At 57.6% G+C, this 16,876-nt stretch carries 9 protein-coding genes; 3 read left to right on the forward strand and 6 right to left on the reverse strand.

What is annotated here, in order from left to right:
• Positions 1-13 precede the first annotated feature (13 nt).
• On the forward strand, positions 14-1,276 hold the full coding sequence (locus L6R21_14265; GenBank protein MCK6560356.1) for a hypothetical protein: 1,263 nt from the start codon (positions 14-16) through the stop codon (positions 1,274-1,276).
• Between the two features lie 312 nt (positions 1,277-1,588).
• Here L6R21_14265 and L6R21_14270 read toward each other — a convergent pair whose 3' ends face one another.
• The 6 genes from L6R21_14270 to L6R21_14295 form a co-directional block, all read right to left on the reverse strand.
• The gene (locus tag L6R21_14270) at positions 1,589-1,837 is read right to left on the reverse strand and encodes a hypothetical protein (GenBank protein MCK6560357.1); all 249 of its coding nucleotides are present in this window, start codon (positions 1,835-1,837) and stop codon (positions 1,589-1,591) included.
• 155 nt (positions 1,838-1,992) lie between these two features.
• Positions 1,993-5,325, reverse strand: coding sequence for an MFS transporter (locus L6R21_14275; GenBank protein ID MCK6560358.1), 3,333 nt, complete (start codon positions 5,323-5,325; stop codon positions 1,993-1,995).
• A 68-nt stretch (positions 5,326-5,393) separates the two neighbouring features.
• The gene (locus L6R21_14280; GenBank protein ID MCK6560359.1) at positions 5,394-6,215 is read right to left on the reverse strand and encodes a glycoside hydrolase family 16 protein; all 822 of its coding nucleotides are present in this window, start codon (positions 6,213-6,215) and stop codon (positions 5,394-5,396) included.
• 165 nt (positions 6,216-6,380) lie between these two features.
• Complete coding sequence (locus tag L6R21_14285; GenBank protein MCK6560360.1) at positions 6,381-8,825, reverse strand: hypothetical protein; 2,445 nt, start codon at positions 8,823-8,825, stop codon at positions 6,381-6,383.
• A 39-nt stretch (positions 8,826-8,864) separates the two neighbouring features.
• Positions 8,865-12,035 carry a glycosidase gene (locus L6R21_14290; protein ID MCK6560361.1) on the reverse strand — a complete coding sequence of 1,057 codons (3,171 nt, stop codon included), beginning with the start codon at positions 12,033-12,035 and terminating at the stop codon, positions 8,865-8,867.
• A 346-nt stretch (positions 12,036-12,381) separates the two neighbouring features.
• A complete protein-coding gene (locus tag L6R21_14295) occupies positions 12,382-15,126 on the reverse strand; it encodes an ATP-binding protein (protein ID MCK6560362.1) in 2,745 nt (914 codons plus the stop codon).
• 180 nt (positions 15,127-15,306) lie between these two features.
• Here L6R21_14295 and L6R21_14300 point away from each other — a divergent pair, with 180 nt between their 5' ends.
• Together L6R21_14300 and L6R21_14305 are read left to right on the forward strand one after the other, a co-directional pair.
• A complete protein-coding gene (locus L6R21_14300) occupies positions 15,307-15,729 on the forward strand; it encodes a hypothetical protein (protein ID MCK6560363.1) in 423 nt (140 codons plus the stop codon).
• A 9-nt stretch (positions 15,730-15,738) separates the two neighbouring features.
• Complete coding sequence (locus L6R21_14305) at positions 15,739-16,587, forward strand: hypothetical protein (protein ID MCK6560364.1); 849 nt, start codon at positions 15,739-15,741, stop codon at positions 16,585-16,587.
• Positions 16,588-16,876 lie beyond the last annotated feature (289 nt).

Genomic DNA, 16,876 nt, shown 5'->3' on the forward strand with positions numbered 1-16,876 from the left:
GGATCACAACATCATGAGAAAGACAGCAATTCTCTTTCAGGCACTCGGCGTTGTTCTCACGGTGATCTTTGTTGCATGCCGGCAAAACGATGGAGGGCAGGCCGTGTCGCACCCAACGCGCACATTTGGCGCGGAGGTGGAATTTGTGAGCCGGCACCAAAAGATCATCGTCCTCGAGTCCGCGAACGGGCAGGCCAAGGTTCTCATTGTGCCCGGCTACCAGGGGCGAGTGTTGACCAGCACCACTTCCGGCAACGAGGGCTTGAGTCTGGGCTGGATCAATCATGCGTTGATCGCTTCCGGCCAACTTCAGCCACATATGAATGCTTTTGGTGGCGAAGACCGGTTTTGGCTGGGGCCGGAAGGCGGGCAGTTCGCCATCTTTTTCAAGCCCGGCGATCCGTTTGATCTAGCCCACTGGCAGACACCGCCGCCGATCGATGCCGAACCGTTTGAAATGGTCGAGCAATCCGGCTCGCGCGTGCGCTTTCGCAAGGACATGCAGCTGATCAACTATGCCGGAACTGAATTCCAGTTGCAGGTAGAGCGCGAGGTTGTTTTGCTGGACGAGGAGGCGATTGCCGGACATGTGGGTTTCCCGCCCGGCGCTGTCAACGCGGTCGCGTTTGAAACGGTGAATACCATCACCAACACCGGCAGTCAGGCTTGGGCCAAAGCCAGCGGTTTGCTCTCGATTTGGATTCTCGGCATGTTCAATCCCTCGGATGAAACCACCGTGGTGATCCCCTTGCGTACCAGCGGCAGTGACAGTGGAATGGTCAATGACGGCTATTTCGGCAAGGTACCCGCCGATCGCCTGGTCGTGAGGAATGGTGTTGCGTATTTCAGCGGTGACGGCAAATATCGCAGCAAGATCGGCGTTCCTCCGTCCGCCACCAAACCTGTGATGGGAAGCTATGATCCCGTCAACCAAGTCCTGACGGTGGTGCAATTCTCATTTGACAGCAGCGCCACGGATTATGTGAATTCCGCCTGGGAACTGCAGGAGCGCCCTTATGGCGGGGACGTGGCGAACTCTTACAATGACGGTCCGTCGAGTCCCGGCGCCAAGCCGCTGGGCCCGTTTTATGAGTTGGAATCTTCCTCCGCGGCCAAGGCGCTGCAGCCGGGCGAGAAACTCACCCACACGCATCGCACGTTCCATTTTACCGGCGCAGCGAGTGCGCTTGATCGCCTCGCCCGCCAGGTTTTGGGAGTTGATTTGGTGGGAATCAAAAACGCGCTTCCCCGGCACGGGCGTGATGATTCCAATTAAGGTCGAGGTTGTATGCCAAGCAACTACACCAAACTTCAGACACGCTGAAACCTGAAGCCCGCGGGCAGCAATAAGGCCGATTCGTGCACTGTTGTTTCAGACGATGTATCCACCACAGTCATCCAGTAAGGATCTTGTGAAGACTTGGACACACTGCCGTGCCATTCACCTCAATAGCTCACCGCCGAGACGCGGAGACTGCTGAGAAGGACTCTCTTGATTTCAAAACTCCGCGCTCTCCGCGGCTCCGCGGTGCAAGCGGTTGCTCTCCGGTCAAGAATCTTTCGGAATTTTGTTCTGACTTCGAGCGCTTTATGGCGTAGTACTGAACAGCCAACTGGAAAATTTTTGCTGCTCGCGATATTTCGGCAATGCTTGCAGCACTTTGACCAGCACGTCCTGCAACAGATCTTTGGCCGACTCGGAATCATCGATCATCCGGCACAAGTACGAATACAGCCGCTGCCGATGCGGATTGATCAGCGATTCAAATGCCGCTGCCTCGCCGCCGAGAAACCTGGCGATCAATACAGCATCGGAGGCGGGATCATGTGCTTGCATAGGCGGTTTGGTGCTGTTCTACCCTGGTAAACAACGTTGGCGCCGATTTATTGTGTGAATAGTGAGTGGCGTTTTTCAACGTGGGCAATAAAAAAGCAAACCAGACTTCTCCGAGAAATCTGGTTTGCTTTTTCGAACCGCGATTGTTGGGTGGATCAAACGGCGCCGGTTTTCCTGTACGACAAGCCATACCCGAAGGGAAAGACAGGATTGTAGCTCTCATCGCCTCTGTTCCAGTTATCGTCATCCGCGCGCGGCCATGAGAAACTCAGCTTTCCTTGAAAATCATGATCGCCGAAAATCACATCCGCGACTCCCTGGCCCTCGGATCCCGGCAGCCAGGCGGCAACAAACGCCGAAGCCTCCTCGAGTTCCTGGTTAACCACCAATGGCCTGCCGGAAACCAAAATCGCCACGACCGGTATGCCCTGGGCGGTGATGCGCCGGATCGTCTGTAAATCCTCCGGGTGGGACACGGCCAACTCCAGCGTGCGTGCATAAGGCTTGAGAACCAGGTCCGGGCGTTCCATGCCGGAGCCAAGCGCCACCTTATCATCATCACGTACGTCACCCAAACCTTCCGCGTACGGTCTCTCGCCAATCACCACCAGGGCGACGTCGAACTTCTCCGTATCCGCCGCGGCGCCATCGACACTCAGCACCGCAGCCGGCGCGACTTCATGAATGCCTTCCCAAATCGAGGTGCCGCCGGCAACGGCGCCATTGCCCGAGGTGCCCTGCCACTCGATGGTGAAGCCGCCGCATTGATGGCCGCGACTATCCGCATTCTTGCCGGCGACGAGTATGCGCGCATTTTTCGCTACAGGCAGGATCGCATCGCGATTCTGCAACAGAACCAGCGACTTTCTGACCGCTTCGCGCGCAACTTCCCGATGTTCTTTTGAGCCGAAACTCGCTTGATTCGACCAGTATCTGGCGGCAGGACGCGGTTTCTCGAACAAGCCGTAGGCAAACTTCACGGTGAGAATCCGGCGCACGGCGTCGTTGATTCGTTCCACGGAGACAATTCCCTTCTGCACATGCGCGCGCAGCGTCTCGATCAAAAGCTTCCATTTTTCCGGAACCATGAACATGTCGATGCCGGCATTGGCCCCGAGCGCGACGGCCTCGGCGAAGTCCTGCGCGAGCTGATCCGTGCCGTTCCAGTCCGAGATGATGAAACCTTGGAAGCCCATTTTCTTCTTCAGCAACTCGGTGAGCAGGTAGTAGTGGCCGTGACACTTGTTGCCATTCCAACTGTTGTAAGAGGCCATCACGGTAAGAACACCGGCATTGATGGCAGGGTAGTACGGCGCGATGTGAATTCTCTCCAGTTCTGCCAACGACACCGTGGTCTCGCCCTGGTCAACACCTCGTGTTGTACCGCCGTCGCCGACCCAGTGTTTGGCGCAGGCGATGACACTGTCCTGTCCCAGGTCGCCCTGCAGGCCGGTCACGAATCGCCCGGCGTAGGCACAGACGATCTCCGGATCTTCCGAGTAGCTTTCGTAGGTACGTCCCCAGTGATCGTTGCGCGCCACGGCCAGGGTGGGCGCGAAGGTCCACTCCACGCCCGTGGCCAGAATTTCTCGCGCCGTAATCTGCGCGATGCGCTCGATCAAATCGGGATCATGCGCGGCGCCCAGCCCGATGTTGTGAGGGAAGACCGTGGCGCCGCGGACATTGTTGTGCCCGTGGATCGCATCCACGCCATAGAGGATGGGGATCGCCAAGTGGGCCTCATCCTCTTCCATTGAAGCCGCCCAGTAGGCATCGTTCATGGCAACCCAGTCCGCCGGGGTGTTGTTCCCGGGCCGCGAGCCGCCGCCACTCAATACCGAGCCGATGTGATAGGCCTTGACTTCTGCCGGACTGATCGCCATGCGCTCGGTTTGGATCATTTGGCCGATCTTCTGGTTCAGGTCCATCCGGGCTAGCAGCGCCTCGACCTTTTCAGCAATGCTTTTCTGTTCCATGAGTCTCCTCAATATTTCGGATTCCTGTTGCGGGATTGGCGGAGCCTGCTCGTCCGGCGTGCCTCTTCTGCGCTCGAGTTCCAATCGCACTTCGTGGGCTTTTTGTTCGGTAATCGGAAAGCGCGCCACCGCCCAGATCGCGATGGCAGAGGCCACCATCGGGATACCGGCGTCACACAGGCGCATGAGAAAGATCGTGCTTGCGGCCTGATTCATGCCGAGCGCGATGTCGAAGCCGGTCGCGTTGAGCAGGAAGCCGCCGCCGGCCAGCGCCGCGGCCATGCCCATTTTCACCACCCACCAGAATATCGCGCTGTACATGCCTTCCCGACGTTGGTGAGTCTTCAGCTCGTCCACGTCAACAACGTCCGCGACCATCGACGGGATCAGAGTGAACAGACCACCGAGGCCAAATGCGAGAAGCGGCGCCGGGAGAACGACCAACAGCGGAATCTTGGGGTTGTAGCAAATCCACTTCAACCCGTAACCCACGATCGAAACCGCGGTCGAAATGAAAAATGCCCGCCGCTTGCCGATCTTGGTGCCCAGCCAGGTGACCAAAATGATCACAACGAATGTTCCGATGGCGCCAACGGTCCCGGCGTAGCCCGCGTATTTTGCGCCGAGCGCTTGATCACCGCCGGTCACGTAATAGATGATGACGTAAAGCTGAAACGACGAGACCAAAATGAATCCGTTGAAAACGAGAAATGTGGCGAGACAGAGCTTGAGAAAGGGACCGGACTTCAGGGTTGCTCCAAACCCCTTGAAGAACGCAATGCTCTGCTGCAGGAAGGCACTGCCCCCGCCCGCGCTCGCGGTGCCCTTGCGCTCGGCGGCTTCGGCCACGGCAATGTCCTTGAAACGCTCCCTCAGAAAAATCGCCGGCAGGATGCCGAAGCCGATGGTGACGACGCCAATGATGATGGCCAGGCCCGCGGCCCCGGAAACCTGGTCTTGGAAGAATCCCTTATACGTCATGATCCACAGAAACCACGGCGACACCACGTACGCAAGCTGGCCGATGAAGTTTTGCACGCCCATCAGCCGCGTGCGCTCGTGATAATCCGGAGTAAGCTCGTATCCGAGCGCGACCCACGGTGCCGCAAAAACCGTATAGCCGACGTAGAAGAGAATCGAACCGAAGAGAAAATACAGGAAGTAGAACGTTTCACTTTTGCCGGCGGGCAACTGCCAGAGCAGGGCAAAGGTGATTCCGGAGGCGATGGCGCCGAGAAAAATATAAGGCCTTCGCCTACCCCATCTCGACCTGGTGTGATCGGAGACAAACCCCATGATGGGATCGATCAACGCATCGGTCAGCCGAGGCAACGCCCCCAGCAGGCCGACCAGCGCAGGATTCATGCCCAGGCCCAAATTGAGGACGATCATCATTCCGCCGCTGGCTGCCGCCAGCAGGTTGTTGATGAAGGCGCCGACCCCGTAAACCAGTTTCTGGACAAACGGAATGCGATCTTCCGGCGCAGTTTCGTAGTGCTTGGATTGACTCATAAACAATCCGCTGATTAAGAACTTTCAAATTTGAACCTGCAGTGCCAATTGGAAACCGACGGGCGCGCTCAACGACCTTCTTTGTAAACTCGAACATAATCGACCAGCATGGTTTGCGGAAAGGGCGTATTGTCACTTGGCCAACCGACGTAGTTGCCTCCGACCGCGACATTCAGGATGAGGTAAAAGGGATGATCGAACACCCAGGCGCCCGGCAGGTCGCCCGGCGTGATTTCCTGGTAAAACACCTCATCGACATAGAAGCGAATATGGTCTTTGCCCCATTCCACGGCGAATAGGTGAAAATCGGTGTCGAATCTATCCTTCGCAAGATCGAATCGGCGTGTGAGCGCCTGCCCGGCTGAGTAACCGGGGCCGTGCACGCTGCCGTGTACCGTGCTCGGCTGCTGCCCGCGATACTCCATGATGTCGATTTCACCGCACGCGGGCCAGCCCACCGTTGCGAAATTCGCACCGAGCAGCCAGAAGGCCGGCCAAATGCCCTGGCCCCAGGGCAGACGAATGCGCGCCTCAAACCGCCCGTAAGTCGTCTCGAACAGGCCGCGGGTGTTGATGCGCGCGGAGGTGTAGCGCTGTCCCTGATAGGACTCCTTATGCGCCGTGATCGCAAGATGGCCCTCGCCGTCGAGCGCGACGTTTTTGGGGCGGTCGGTATCGTATTCGAGCTGGGCGTTGCCCCAGTCCGTGCCGATATCGTAGCCCCAGCGCGTCGCGTCGGGCAATTGGCCGGCCGCGCCCTCGAATTCGTCCTGCCAGACAAGTTGCCACTCCCGCTTCTCGGGTTCGGTGGTATTGCTGCAACCGGCGAACATGATCGCAATGACGGCCAACTGCGCAAGGCCAGTAAATCGGAATGTGCGCCAAGTCATAAAATGCTCTCCTTCTCTTTGGCTGATCTGCCGCTGCTTCTTTGCTTGGCAGGATCATGGTGGCAAAATGAGGCAATCGCCTTGCCGGATTTTGCCCCCATGATCCTGCAATACCTAATTCCTTTGCGTGCGCTTCGTCCTTGTGCGGGTGTGGCGTAGGCTCCGCTATTTGCGCAAAAGGACATTATCCACATAAACCGTTTTCAGATCACCGGAGATGATCAACTGCGCCAGGTGGCCTTTGGTGACGAGGCCGGTGAAGTCCGCCAGCGGAATGTCGAAGCTCACCCAGTTGCCCGTGGCCAGTGGCGGTGTCGAGGTTTGCGTGAAGGTCAACTCGTGCTCGACATCATTGCCGCCGCCGAACGCGCCATCAGCACCGAAGTCCACCAGTTTGATCCGGAAAGCTGCCGGCGCCGCGGTTGCGTCGGGCGTCCAGAGGTCCAGGTGGAAGCGCGTCATCGCCGAGGCATTGATGGGCTGCGAGGTGAACTCGATACCAGCGAAGGTGACATTGGTATAAAGCTTCGTGTCATTGCCGGAAATCTTCTCATCAGCCACGTCGGCCTGATCCCAAGGGGCCGACCACGTGTCAACGGTGACGTTGGTGTAAGCGTTGCTGAACAGCGAGATAACATCACTCGCCGGAAAAGCCGGCGTCGGGGCCGGCGCCGTGGGCGTGGTCGCCCCGCCGGTCTTGTAGAAATAGACATTGTCGATATACACTGTCTTCAGATCACCGGAGATGATCAACTGCGCCAGATGGCCTTTGGTGGTGAGGCCGGTGAAGTCCGCCAGCGGAATGTCGAAGCTCACCCAATTGCCCGTAGCCAGCGGCGGTGTCGAGGTTTGCGTGAAGGTCAACTCGTGCTCGACATCATTGCCGCCGCCGAACGCGCCGTCGGCACCGAAGTCCACCAGTTTGATCCGGAATGCTGCCGGCGCCGCGGTTGCGTCGGGCGTCCAGAGGTCCAGGTGGAAACGCGTCATCGCCTCGGCGTTGATGGGCTGCGAGGTGCACTCGATGCCGGCAAACGTCAGATTCGTGTAAAGCTTCGTGTCATTGCCGGAGATCTTCACCTCGGCCAACTCGGCCTGATCCCACGGGGCTGACCACGTGTCGACATTCACGTTCGTATAGGCGTTGCTGAAGAGCGAGACGACGTCACCGGCAGGCACGGTCGGTGTGGGGGCGGGAGCCGTGGGTCCCGTCGGCCCGGCGGTCTTGTGGAAGTAGACATTGTCGACGTACACTGTTTTCGGATCACCCGAGATGATCAACTGCGCCAGGTGCCCTTTGGTGGTGAGGCCGGTGAAGTTCGCGAGCGGAATGTCGAAGCTCACCCAATTGCCCGTGGTCAACGGTGGTGTCGAGGCCTGCGTGAAGGTCAATTCGTGCTCCGCGTCATTGCCACCACCGAATACGCCGTCGGCGCCGAAATCAACCAGTTTGATCCGAAACGCTGCCGGTGCCGCGGTGGGATCGGGCGTCCAAATGTCCATGTGGAAGCGCGTCATCGCCGAGGCATTGATGGTTTGCGAAGTGAACTCGATGCCGGCGAACGTCAGGTTCGTGTACAGCCTGGTATCGTTTCCGGAAATCTTCACCTCGGCCACCTCAGCCTGGTCCCAATCCGCCGACCACGTATCAACGGCGACGTTGGTGTAGGCATTACTGTAGAGTGAAATGACGTCACCGGCAGGCAGCGTCGGCGTGGGAGCAGGGACCGCAGGGCCGGGTTGCGCTTCCTTGACGTTCACCGTCACTGCCCCCGTTGCGTCCACCGCACCGAGCTTGGCGGTGATGGTCGCGTTGCCCACTCCGACCGCGCTGATCACGCCTTCGTCGCTGACCGTGGCTACTGCAGGATCGGAGGAGATGAAGGTGAAATAACTTGGCGTCGCGTCAACCGTCTGATCAGTCCCGGCGATATTGAAAGTGACGGCGGTTCCTGCAACGTTCTGCGTATCACCTACCTTGGCAGTGAAGGTTTTGGTCGTGATCGCGGGCCGTGGGTGAGCGATCGTGCCGAGGTGTTCGAACTTTACTTCATCGAACCAAATGTAGTAACCGGCCTTTTCAAACGCTCCGGCGGAATATTCGAACAGGCCTCGTTCCTGCTTCAGTTTCTCGGCGAGCGGAATGGGGATGATGTATTTTTGCCAGGTGGTGGTGAGGGTAAATTTTGACCACGAGGTGACGAATCGGGAAGTGCCGGTGTTATCGTTGCCGAATCCGACCAGACCGAGCGGCGCGGAAACACTCGCCTTTGCCCAAAACGTCAGCGCATCGTAGCCCGACAAGTCGCGCGGCGTCGTCGCAACAAAGGCGCCGCCGGCAAACCAGCCGGAGGGATCGCCTTCGCTCGGCACGGTGATCTGCAATGATCTTGAACCCTGGTATTTCTCCGTTGCATCGATCTGCAGCGCATTCAACTTGGAATTGCTGAAGGCCTGGTAGTCAAGGCCGGCAGCGATGCCGTCGAGAAAGATCTCCGCATTGGTTGGATACGAAGCCGGAGTGAGTGTGTTGACGTCCCTCTCACAGCCGGCTAATCCGATGAGGATCGCCACCGCGGCGACGAAGTGAAATGGGATTCTCGCAATCATATCTTGCCTCAAAGTTAAGGAGCTGTGCTGTTTCCAAAATCATTTGCCGAGGTTCAGGTGCAAGTAAGTCCGGATCTCCCACTCGCGGCCGTCCGGCTGGCCCGGAGCCTCCGGATCCGGCACCCACGCACCACTGGCATCGACCGTGAGCGCCGGGCTGTATCGTGGCGAGTATTGATCCAGCGACCGCCACGTCACACACACGCCCAACCGCGTCTGTGGAATATCGAACCAATTCGGCGTGCCCAGCACGGTCGAGAGATCGCCCATGAGTTGCAGCGGGAAGGTGAGATTGAAATCACGGTGATAGTCGTACGGCCCCCAATCGTTGACCTTCGCCGCAGCGATGAGCTTGAACGAACCCGTGGCCAAACGAACGTCGCCGCCGTAGCGATGGATCAGCCGCGTGTCGCTGCCGTTCGGTTCGCCCTCGCCGGCATAGAGATTTGCGATGAAACCCAAGCCGGGCCGTAATTTCGAGACAATGCGACTGTAGGCCTCCCAAACGTCCCGTGCCGGCGTGGCGCCGGGGAAGGCAAAGATCGTGCGGCCGTCCGCCAAGATGCCGATGGCGGCATCCTGTGTGGTTGGCTGGTGCCGATAGATGAAGCCGGTGCTGAATGCGAGAGCAGCGTCTTCGCGAACGTCGCTGTCCCAAGCGTACATCCAGGTTGCCGGCGTTGGATCGTAATTGATCAGCAACTCGCCGGCAGTGGTCTCGCGATTGCCGCGGACCGCAAAGGGATCATCGAGAATGTTGCGCGGCCTGCCCGGCGCGGGCACCTCTCTCGGCACCGGCCCTTCAACCGGCTTCTGCCAGAGAAAGTTGGGCGCGATCTGCCAGTTGCCCAGCGTGACGGCCAGGCCCGTGAGGGCATTCCACTGGTTACCGCTGCCACTGTCCTTGAGCCGCCAGCCGGTGAAGGTAAGGGCAGAACTTGGACCGCCATCTGCCACCAGGCCCATTGCCGCGCCTTGCGCGTACCAGTTCCAGCGGCCTTTGGTCAGGGTGACTTTGATTTTGCCGCCGTAGGTGTCGGAAGGTTTGATGCGGTCCTGCAAAATGCGATAGTTGCCCGGCGATCCATCAACGATTAGGAAACTCTCATCGATCTTGGTGTTGCCGGACCAGATGCCGCCGAGCTCCACGCCGAGCAGCCCGCGGCTGGCCGCGAGATGGAGGGTGGCTTTTCGGGTGGGTGGCGCCGGCACCGCAAACGAGCTCACCGTTGCAGCCAGCCTGTCGATGTCTTCTTGATAAATCGCGGTGGCCTGGAAGGGACCGACATGCCGACGATACTTCACCAACACGGCAGGGTTGGCGCCCCACCACAGCTCCGGCCCGAATGCGACCTTGAGGCCGTTGAGAGATTTCTTGCCCGCCAGTTCGAGACCCAACGGGGCATCGGCGTTGTAGAGATCAATGTTGGGTCCGTAGTTCGCTTCCCGATAGAGTCCGAAGAAGTCGCCTTCATATCCCCAGTGATAATGGCCGGTGCGATAGAATCCATCCAGCTTGAACCAGCGATCATCCCAAGACAGTTGAGCGCCATAAACCTTCAGCCGTTCGATGCCGCCCAGTTGCAGAGGCCCATCATCCGTCAGCACCGTGCGCGTGCGGCCACGATTCTCATAGAAAATTTCGTTGATGGGATTTTCCGGGACATGCCCGAGATAGTTGAGCGAAAGGGTGCCGGAGACATTTTCGGCGGGGCGAGCTTCGAGAGTGGCATAGTATGACTGCAGGTGATCAAAGCCGCGAAAAGCCGGCCTGGTGGTGGTGCCGGGGATCAGGTCTTTCGGCGTACTGATGCGGTTGCCGCCCGTGCTGTACGTCTCCAATTCGACTCGCATCCCGCTCACCCGCACGCGCTGGAGCGTTTCGGCCTGCAGGGCCGCTTGGTCGCCGCGCGCGATCAGCGCAACCGCCATCGGCTCGATCTTGCCGAAGTGCGCCCGGATGGCGGCGCGATCGGTTCCCGCGGCATATGGTTCGAGTGTGTATGCCCGTTGCAGCGCATAGTAGGCGGCGCGCGGATAGAGTTCGTAAAGCCCACGTTGATCGGTCGGGCCTTTGGCGCAGATGCCAAACCACTCTTCGTTCATATTGTTTTCCCCCTGCTTGAAGTCTTCCAGGTATCCGCCGTTGGCCCATGAGGCATTGATGTCATGGACGTCGAGGTTGGATTCCTGGCCGAACTTCCACCAGCCATCGCTGAACTGAAATGTGAAACCGCCGATGGCATTGCCCACCTGGCCTTTGCCGCTCGATTGCTCGTAAATCTCCTGCCAATTGCCGAGCACGTAGCGCGCCTGCGCGATCTGATCTTCCCGCATGTCCCTGGCATTGAAGGCATCCGCGCCAAATTCGGTGATCATGAGCGGCAGGCCGAGTTTTTCCTTGACCTGCGCAAAAGCGTCACCGAAGGAAATGCCACGGTACATGTTGGTCCCAAACACGTCGAGGCCATGGATTTCTTTGGCAATGATGTCGATGAACAGCAGGTCGCCGTTGCACATGGCAACCGGATGGTTCGCGTCACGCGCCTTGATGGCTTGAATGGCTTCATTGAAGAGGGAATACATGTGCCGGGCGCGAACCGATTCCTTTGTTTCACCAACAGGAATGTCCTCGGTTTCGGCGCCGCCCCAGAAGAGACCGTAGTTGTTTTCATTCCCCAACAGCCACATCAACACGCCGGGGACATTGCGAAACTCGTCCACCATTTTTTCGACTTCGGCAATGAGCACCTTGCGCGCGCGCGGATCGGCGTAATTCGTATTCTGGACGTAGACCCCGTCCAGCGTGACGCCGTAACGGCCGAACGAGTGGTTGAGCACGGTATAGATGCCATGGCGTTCGTAAATGTACTGCACCCAGCGCGGCGGAACGCCGACGTATTGGCGGATCGCATTCACGCCCAGGATCTTGAGCAGCGGCATTTCCCGGTCGAGCGCCGCCTTGATGACCTCGTCGGACTGCTGCCAGAGGCTGTAAGTGTAGGTTGTGCCGATTGGGAAGTAGTCCCAATTCATTCCGAGGATCATGAAGTCCCTGCCCTCCACCTGCAGCCGAGCGCCGGCGTCATCAGAAACGACTTTGACTTTGGCGACCTGCGCTGTTGACGGGGCGAGCGGAGCCAGCGCCATCATCGCAGCAAGCCAAAGCCCGGCAGCGAACCGGAAGGACTGGATTTGGATCAAAGTCATACGAGCCTCCTTGAATTTCATTGGTGCAAAGCGTGAAAGCGCGGCCCTGGGGACTCAACGTCAGGCGACGTTGTGTACAATGGCCATTTTGGCATACGTCGCGCTTCTGTTCAGAGCAATCACCTGCACGAACCAAATCACCCGGCAAAAATATAAACATTCGTCCTGGTTTGCTCGGCTGCCAGTAACAAAACATCGGATTAGAGTAACACCAGGCCGCAAGTTGCTTGGTCGCGTTGGGAGTCTGGCTGGCCCGCGCTGGTGGGGCAGGCAGGCGTGTCCGGCAGGGGAGAGAGTCCGGCGGGCGGGAACGGCCCAAAGGAAAGGGTGAGACTTCTTTGGCTGCTCAGTTGATGGTGGAGATGTATTCCGAAGGTGATTTCTTGTACAGTTTTCGGAAGCAACGTGCGAAATAGGTCAGGTCGCTAAAACCGACTTCATATGCCACTTGCGTTATGGTCATCCGTCTCGCTTCGAGAAGCTGCACGGCTCGCTTCAGGCGAATGCTCCGGATGAACTCATGAACGGTCTGGTCGGTCAAGCCGCGGAGTTTGCGATACAACTGCATCCGGCTAATCCCCACTTTTTGGCTCAAGGCTTCGGCGTTGAATTTGTCATCAGAAATGTGCTGCTCGATCGTCTCCATGATCCGCTGCAAAAGCTTTTCATCGATATCGCTAATCGCGATTTTCTTGGGTCCCAGCAGGACTTCGCGACTGAACTTCTCGCGCAGTTTTCTTCTGGATTCCAATAGATTGACGATATGCGCTTCCAACAAATCGAGGCTGAACGGCTTGGCCAGATAGGCATCGGCGCCCCGGACCAACCCTTCCAAGATGTTCTCCCGGGAAGAATAGGCGGTCAGCAGTATGATGGGAATATGACTGGTCTTTTCATCTTCCTTGAGTTGGTTGCAGAGTTGAATCCCGCTGATTTCAGAGATTCCAACGTCGGCAACCACCAAGTCCGGGATCATCCGCACCGCTTTCCTGAAGCCTTCCTGCCCGTTTTCGGCAACCAGAACGCGATACCTTGTCTCCAGTGTGCTTTTCAAGTAATCCCGCAATTCCCTGTCGTCTTCGACAATCAGGATAACTGGAACATTTGCGTCCGGTTGCTGGAGCTCGGCGGCGCCGGCCACGTCAGACTCTTCAAATGCCAGGCCGCGGTTGACGGAGTTGGCCGGGGAAGCAGCCCGGAATTCGCCGACCAGTTGGTTTTCTTCCAGGTATTGTTCATCAATGGGAATTTGTATGGTGAAGGTGGAACCCTGCCCGGCGGTGCTGTGAACGGAAATTTCACCGTGGTAAAGCTGGACCAATTCGTGTACAAACGCCAGCCCGACACCGCTGCCCTCGTCATGATGCCCCTCAGGATCTTCCAGGCGGTTATAGCGCTGAAAGATATGTTCGATTTTATCCTGCGGAATACCGATGCCACTGTCCTGCACGCGGATTTCGAGGTACCGGCTCGCCCGGTCTTTGCGTTGCTGGGAGTCCGCGGACTGTTCGACAGACAATATCGCCACCGCCACCGTGATGTCGCCTTCATCCGGCGTAAATTTGAAGGCATTGGACAGCAAATTGTAGACGATCTTATCCAGCTTGTCGGGATCAAACCAGACGAGCGCCTCCTCCGGGTTCGCGCGAAACTGCAAACGGATGCGATGTTCTGTGGCATAATCTTGAAAGGAATGCACGATCTCATTCACAAAATGCACCACGTTTCCGTGCGAGAGGCTGAGCTGCAAATCACCGGTCTCGAGATTCTGGAAATCTTTCAACTGGTTGGTCATGCGCTGCAGCCGTTTGGCGTTGCGCTGTATCAGCAGCAACGTGTTTCTGATTTTCTCTTCCACGGCGGCAGAAGTAATCAACTTCTCCAGGGGGCTCAGGATAAGCGTCAGCGGTGAATGAAATTCGTGCGCGATATTGGCAAAGAAGCGAGTTTTTGACTGATCCAGCTCGTACATCTTTTCCAATTGCAGATGCTCGATTTTCAACGCACTGCGCAGGCGTTGCCGGCCGATAAAATGGTTCAGCACGAAGGAGACCACGGCAATCACCACGAGCGCTTCAAGCAGATACGCCCACCACGTCCTCCAAAACGGCGGAGTGATGGTGATTTTCATCGAGGCGCCGGCTTCATTCCAGAGACCGTCATTGTTCGAGGCTTTGACCCTGAAAACATAATCTCCCGGATCCAGGTTGGTGTAGGTCGCGGTTCTCTTGGAGCCGACATAATTCCATGCGGACTCGAAACCCTCCAGCAGGTAGGCATATTGGTTCTTTTCCGCCGAGACGTAGCTCAATGCCACAAATTCAAAAGAGAAAACCGCGTCGCGGTGGGAGAGTACAAGCTTCGGCATCCCCTCGCCTTGTTCTTGCAAGCGGGAATGCTCGCCGCCGATCGCAATCGACTTGTTGAAGATCTTGATATCCGTGATGACAACCGGAGGAACATGGGGGTTGTCCTGCAAATCACGTGGCTGAAAAATATTGAATCCGCTGTTCCCGCCGAAAGCGATTTCACCACGCGCCGTCCGGCACCCGCTGCGGGCATTGAACTCGTTCCCCTGCAAGCCGTCGGCAACGTCGTAGTTCTTGCAGGTGGCGGATTTCGTATCGAACCGCGCTATGCCTTTGTTCGTGCTCAACCACAAGATGCCCGGTTCGCCTTCAACAATACACTTGATCTCGTCATTCGGCAGGCCCTCGCGTGTGGTGTAACGGATGAACGCATTCGCTGTGCGATCGAATCGGTTCAGCCCGCAGGTGGTACCAACCCAGATCGTCGCATCGCTGGTCTGGATGATGGAATGAACAAACCCCTTGCTCAAGCTGCTTTCATCCTGCGCCTCATGCTGGTAGCTGGTGAAGGTTTGGGTTTGTGGATTGAAGCAGTCCAGCCCGACATCCGTTCCGATCCAGAGCAGACCGTCATCGTCTTGCCACACGACGCGGACGTCGTTGTCGCTCAATCCGCTGTTTCCCTTGTCATAGACGCGCACCGTCCGATCGTCGGGATTGAAATACGTCAAACCGCCCCAGAACGTGCACAGCCACAAGCCCCCGGCTCGATCTTCCAGCATGTGCAAAATTCTGTTGCTCCCCAGGCCATGCTTTTCTTTGGAGTAGCGCGTGAACCTCCGTGCCTGCCGGTCGAACAGATACAATCCGTCCGCCCAGGTTCCGACCCAGAAACGGCCGCGGCTGTCTTCGAAGAGACTGACGATGACGTCCGTGCCGAGGTTGCTGTTGCGGCGATTGAAATGGAAAAACTCGCGGCTTTGCTGCTCGACCAGACTGATCCCGCCACCATCCGTGGCAATCCACAAATTGTCGTTTTTGTCGGCAATGATTGCGTTGACCATGTTATGGCTCAGCCCGCCGACGTTTCCGGGATGATGGGCGTAGTGTTGAAAACGGGGCTTGCGGTAGGCCAGAAAATTGACGCCGTAGGCATAGGTTCCCACCCAGATATTCTCGGTCCGGTCCTCATAGATCGACCAAATGGAATTATGATTCAGACTGGATCGATTGAAGGGATCATGCTGACAGTGCTGCCAGGTGCCGGTGGCGAGGTCGAGTATATCGATGCCGGCATCCTCGCTGCCGATCCACAGGCGATTCTGGCTGTCGAGCAGGAGACTCAAGATGGTATTGCTGCTGAGTTGGTTTTGGGCAGCGGCTGAACTCGAATAATGCGCGCGCGCAAGCACCTCGCCGTTTTCATGTTCGAGCCGGTAGAGTCCGTCACCCTGGGTGGCGACCCAGATGATGTTCTCCGGAGATTCGACCATGGCGGTGATGGGGGAATCCGTCAATTTTTTCCCCTGAATGGACAACTGCCGGAAGGCATTGCGGCTTTCATCGCTGAGGTCCAGCGCGCCGTTCCAGTGCGCGATCCACAGATTCTGGTTGCTGTCTTCAAAAAGCACGCGGATGAAATTGCTGCTCAAGCTCTGCGGGTCATTTTGCTCATGCACCCGGTGAGTGAATGTTTCCGTTTCCGGATCAAACAATTCGAGTCCGCCTTTGCGCGTGCCGATCCAGAGGCGGCCTTGGCGGTCTTCCAGAATGGTTTCGATCTGATTGTCGCTGATGCTGTGCGGGTCGTCAGCCTGATGGAGAAAACGTTGAAATGCATTGCTCTCATGATTGTAGCGATTCAGCCCGTCGCTCGTCCCGACCCACAGATCGCCGCGTTGATCTTGACACAGCGCCGAGATGTAATTGTCGCTGAGGCGTTGCGCCTCACTCGCGCGATCATGGAACACCTCGAAGCCATAGCCATTATATCGATTGAGGCCATTGAAGGTGCCAAACCACATGAATCCCTTGCTGTCCTGCAGAATACAAATCACATTGGATTGGGACAGGCCGTTGTCCGTGGTGAGATGGGTGAAGCGAAAATCGTGGTTCTGGGAGTGGGCGGGAGCAGAGCAGAAAGCAAGACACGCAAAAACGGCTGCGCGATTGGCAGTCTTCAAAATCATAAACGATCAGTCGATGATTCCATGCCGGCTAGATTCGCATCCGTGCTGCTTTGAGTGCTCAATATAGCCGTGCAAAACCAAGAAGCAATCGTTTTCTGAGCAACGCCGCCAGGTCGGCCGCGGTTTGCGCCTGCAGGGCTTTGCGGCGATCCCCCTTGCGCTTGCAGGCCATCGCGTTAGGCGACGATGCGGCGTTGTTCGGCGCGAGCAGGAAGAGAAATCGGTTGAGTGCTGATTCGTTTCTGGCTCACGACCGGCCGGGCGGCGGGCTTGGCCTGTTGAGGCAAATCAAGGTGGGTTGGAGTCTCCACGGTCCCAAAGGCCTTCCGACTCGACGGCGCAA

This window comes from bacterium, from assembly GCA_023150945.1.
In the GTDB taxonomy this organism is placed as follows: domain Bacteria; phylum Zhuqueibacterota; class Zhuqueibacteria; order Zhuqueibacterales; family Zhuqueibacteraceae; genus Coneutiohabitans.

Bases quoted from the DNA above. Each gene is read 5' to 3' on its own strand.
- L6R21_14300 (MCK6560363.1), top strand. From the start codon at position 15,307: ATGGAAAAACTCGCGGCTTTGCTGCTCGACCAGACTGATCCCGCCACC.
- L6R21_14305 (MCK6560364.1), top strand. From the start codon at position 15,739: ATGCGCGCGCGCAAGCACCTCGCCGTTTTCATGTTCGAGCCGGTAGAG.
- L6R21_14280 (MCK6560359.1), bottom strand. From the start codon at position 6,215: ATGACTTGGCGCACATTCCGATTTACTGGCCTTGCGCAGTTGGCCGTC.
- L6R21_14265 (MCK6560356.1), top strand. From the start codon at position 14: ATGAGAAAGACAGCAATTCTCTTTCAGGCACTCGGCGTTGTTCTCACG.
- L6R21_14285 (MCK6560360.1), bottom strand. From the start codon at position 8,825: ATGATTGCGAGAATCCCATTTCACTTCGTCGCCGCGGTGGCGATCCTC.
- L6R21_14275 (MCK6560358.1), bottom strand. From the start codon at position 5,325: ATGAGTCAATCCAAGCACTACGAAACTGCGCCGGAAGATCGCATTCCG.
- L6R21_14290 (MCK6560361.1), bottom strand. From the start codon at position 12,035: ATGACTTTGATCCAAATCCAGTCCTTCCGGTTCGCTGCCGGGCTTTGG.
- L6R21_14295 (MCK6560362.1), bottom strand. From the start codon at position 15,126: ATGCTGGAAGATCGAGCCGGGGGCTTGTGGCTGTGCACGTTCTGGGGC.
- L6R21_14270 (MCK6560357.1), bottom strand. From the start codon at position 1,837: ATGCAAGCACATGATCCCGCCTCCGATGCTGTATTGATCGCCAGGTTT.